This window comes from Brevundimonas sp. CURTG3B2_SDJG, from assembly GCF_057364705.1.
In genome coordinates, this window is sequence record NZ_JBNFOJ010000296.1 from 1 (window position 1) to 3339 (window position 3339).

At 69.9% G+C, this 3339-nt stretch carries 5 protein-coding genes; 2 read left to right on the plus strand and 3 right to left on the minus strand.

Translation table 11 applies throughout. The annotated features are described in order from the left end of the window. Positions 1-286 precede the first annotated feature (286 nt). The 3 genes from AC2W7C_RS15335 to AC2W7C_RS15345 all read right to left on the minus strand — a co-directional run bounded on the left by AC2W7C_RS15335 (position 287) and on the right by AC2W7C_RS15345 (position 1580). A complete protein-coding gene (locus AC2W7C_RS15335) occupies positions 287-544 on the minus strand; it encodes a DUF1150 family protein (RefSeq protein WP_486002181.1) in 258 nt (85 codons plus the stop codon). Positions 545-628: 84 nt separating this feature from the next. Next, complete coding sequence (locus AC2W7C_RS15340) at positions 629-1048, minus strand: Hsp20 family protein (RefSeq protein ID WP_486002182.1); 420 nt, start codon at positions 1046-1048, stop codon at positions 629-631. 94 nt (positions 1049-1142) lie between these two features. Beyond that, entirely contained in the window at positions 1143-1580 is a 438-nt protein-coding gene (locus AC2W7C_RS15345) for a DoxX family protein (RefSeq protein WP_486002183.1), read from the minus strand. 211 nt (positions 1581-1791) lie between these two features. Between AC2W7C_RS15345 and AC2W7C_RS15350 the strand changes: the two genes are divergently transcribed. Continuing rightward, entirely contained in the window at positions 1792-2682 is an 891-nt protein-coding gene (locus AC2W7C_RS15350) for a hypothetical protein (RefSeq protein WP_486002184.1), read from the plus strand. 40 nt (positions 2683-2722) lie between these two features. Then, the coding region (locus AC2W7C_RS15355; RefSeq protein ID WP_486002185.1) for a hypothetical protein at positions 2723-3339 on the plus strand (617 nt) is incomplete at its 3' end.

Below are 3339 nucleotides of genomic sequence, written 5' to 3' on the forward strand. Positions count from 1 at the left end.
TCGCGCGCCCTGCGTTCGCCGGAGATGCGCGAACATCTGCGCCAGGCTCACACGGCCGACGCCATCCGCGCCCTGTTCGTGCGCGACGACGCGCCGGCCACGGCGGCCTGACGGCCGACTGACCGCGCTCGGAAGGTCGCCGTCGGCGGCGACTAGTGGTTAGTGGTTAGTGATTAGTGGTTGATGCGAGAGCGATCGCGCCCCGTCGGCTCGCCATCAGCGAACCAGCAGCCACTAATCACTAGCCACTTTACACGCGCCCGGCGTCTCCGGCGGAGCGCGCTGGTCAGTGAACCGACACGGGCTCCAGCTCGTGGGCGACGGCGGTGGCGAAGGCGGTTTCGCGGTCGGTCATGACGGCCAGACGCTCGCCGTCGGCGCCGTGGACGGCGTAGAGGACGGCTTCGGGATCGACCGACAGGCCGTTGGCCGCCGCGAGGGGGACGTCTTCGATCACGTCGGCGGCGCGAATCTTGCGCACATAGACGAGGTCCGGGGCGCCGAGGTCGGCGAAATCGGCTCGGGTCATCTTCACAGGCGTCATGCGACCGCCTCCTTATGCTGCACTAACGCCTTGAGGGCGCTTGGGTTCGGCCCCTGAAGCGGCGGCCGGGTCGAACGGCCGGTTTCAGGCCGTCGTGATAGGAATGCGCCGGACGGCGGGGACGTCCTCCGGGCGGCTCATGTCGACGTGGAGCAGGCCGTGCTCCAGCCGGGCCCCGTCGATCTCCAGCCCGTCGGCGAGGACGAAGCTGCGCACGAAGCCGCGGCCGGCGATCCCGCGATGCAGGAAGGCCTGTTCGGCCTTGCCGCCGTCGTCGCGCTTGCCGGCGATGGTCAGCTGGCGGCCCTCGAGGGTGATCGCCAGGTCGTCGGGGCCGAAGCCGGCCACCGCGAGCGTGATGCGCACGCCGCGTTCGCCGCGCTGTTCGACATTGTAGGGCGGGTAGCTTTCGCCCGCGGCGCGGGCGGCCCGGTCGATCAGGGCCCGGGTGTGGTCGAAGCCCAGCAGGAAGGGGCTGTCGAACAGGATGGTTCGCGTGGTCACTCTCGTCGCCCCCGAAGCAGGCCGTTCGTCGTCCCGCGCCCCGAAACCGGCGGCGCGTCGACAGCCGACTAGATGGGGCGCCGCGGCCTTCGGTTCAACGGTCGGCGAACAGGCGGACGTCGGCCGACCAGCGGCCGGGGCCATGCGTCGCCAGGACCAGGCCGGCCAGGACGCACATCATCGGACCGAACAGCTCGCGCGCGACCGCCTCGGCCGGCGCCTCGAGGCCTAAGAGCAGCCAGACGGCCACGATGAAGTTGGCGGCCAGCAGCAGGCCGGCCCAGCGGGTCAACAGGCCGGGGATGAGCAGGACGCCGACCAGCAGTTGGGCCCAGACCGAGACCGGGGCGGCCAGGGCGGGCAAGGGGCAGTTCAAGCCGGCCAGGAAGGCCTGGAACTCGGCCATCCGCGCGGTGGAGACGATGTTGTCCCAAACACCCCAGATCAGGAAGCCGCCCAGATAGAGCCGCAGCAGGGCGAAGGCGGCGTCCTCGCCTTTCGCCAGTCCCGCAAGCGTCGGCCATCTCATCATCGCGCCCTCCCTGCGATCCGGGAAGTCTTGATCGAAGCGAGGCGGGAAGACCAGACGGTCCGGGCTTCCCGTCCGGGCCGAGGGCGGGCGTCGGCCGGATGGCGGACCTGTCCGCCCGCTTTTCCGGAACCTGCCGGATTCCAGCAATCATCGTTCTTCCATTCCGGGAGGAAGGCAGGCTATGGTTGTATCGGGAGCGGAGGGAACAGGAATGAAGCGGACCATCCTCACGGCGGCGGCGCTGCTTTTCGGGCTCTGGGGCGGGGCGGCTTGGGCGCAGAACCCCTATGTCTCGGCCAGCGGCGCGGTGAACCAGGCGGCCCTGAACCGGGATTGCGGCCGGCCCGCCTATTCTCCGCAATGGTCGGGCGTCAGCAGCCGCGCCCATGCCGAGCTGACGGCGGAAACCTTGCTGAGGGCGGCGTCGTTCATGAAGCCCTTCATCACCTCGGGACAGACCGTCACCGCTCAAGTCAAGCTGAACTACGTCCGCACCCTGGTGGGCGGCTATGGGGCCGAGGCTCAGACCTCGGTCGCGCAGAACTATTTCTGCCGCTTGAAGAAGGTCTACCCGGACCGGCGAGCGGCGCTGGACAGGGCCGAGGTCGAGGTGGTCCGAATGCTGACCGACGTCTGGGACCCGTCTCTCGCCGGCCTGCCCTACGCCGAGTTCAACCTCCAGAGGACGCCGCTTCTGACGCAGGCCGGGGCGGCCCAGCAGGTGTTGAGCGCGGCCGAGGTGCTTCGGGCCATTCCGGACATCGGATTCGACCAGCGGATGACCGCGGAGGCCTCGATCAAAGGCGCCGTGGGCGGCGCGACCCTCAACGCCTGCGTCGGCACGGGAATGCAGGCGATCGAGGTCGTGGACACGCGCATTCTGCGAAGCCTCAGACAGCTGAGGGGATCGCTGAGCCAGTATCTGGCGGGCCAGGGCGGCCTCGCCATCACCCTGTGGTTCTCGGCCCCGCGAGACATATACACCAACACGACCGTCGCCGTGCCCAACCTGACCATCGCCGACGTGACCTGCGCCGAGGCGGTGGCGTCCGCGGTCCAGGCGGCGGGCGAGCCGCCGCCTGCGGACGGCGGGCCCGCCTGAGATGCGGCCCGGGGCTGGAATCCTCGTCGTGGCGGCGGCGTTGGCCGTGCTGCCCGGCTGCGAGACGATCCCCACGAACCGGTCGGATCCCGAACGCGCGGTGGTGTGCGCCGATCTGCGCCGATCCCTGGCCGCGGACGTCGATATCGGCGCCAGCATCCCGATGGCGGGATTCCGTCTGAAATGGAACCTGCCGAACACCCTCACCGAGGAGCGGTTGGTCGCGGTTCAGCACATGCTGACGCACTGCGCCCTGTGGCGGAGCCATGACATCTCGTCCGAGCAATTCGCCGCGGCGGTCGATCGGGCGACATCGGTCTATGCGTCGGGTCGGGCAGAGGACATCGCGACGGTCCAGCAGCGATTGGACCTGGTCGAGGCCGGGCTGGCGAACAGCGGGCTGGAAGGCCAGCGTCGGCCGCCCGCCGACGTGCGAGCTGAGGCGGAACGGATCGGGTCCGCACCGGACCCGGAGGCGGCGATGGCGGCCGCCAACATGCTGAATGAGCAGTTGGTGCGCGATCAGTTGAAACCGCTGGCCGAGCGGCTGTCGCGTCAGGAGACCGTTTCCGCCGAAACCGACCGCCGGCTGACCCGCTTGGAGGCGCGCGACGCGGCGCCGGCGACGCCCGCGACAGAGCCGCCGCAGCGCTACCT

Bases quoted from the DNA above. Each gene is read 5' to 3' on its own strand.
- AC2W7C_RS15335 (WP_486002181.1), bottom strand. From the start codon at position 544: ATGACGCCTGTGAAGATGACCCGAGCCGATTTCGCCGACCTCGGCGCC.
- AC2W7C_RS15345 (WP_486002183.1), bottom strand. From the start codon at position 1,580: ATGATGAGATGGCCGACGCTTGCGGGACTGGCGAAAGGCGAGGACGCC.
- AC2W7C_RS15350 (WP_486002184.1), top strand. From the start codon at position 1,792: ATGAAGCGGACCATCCTCACGGCGGCGGCGCTGCTTTTCGGGCTCTGG.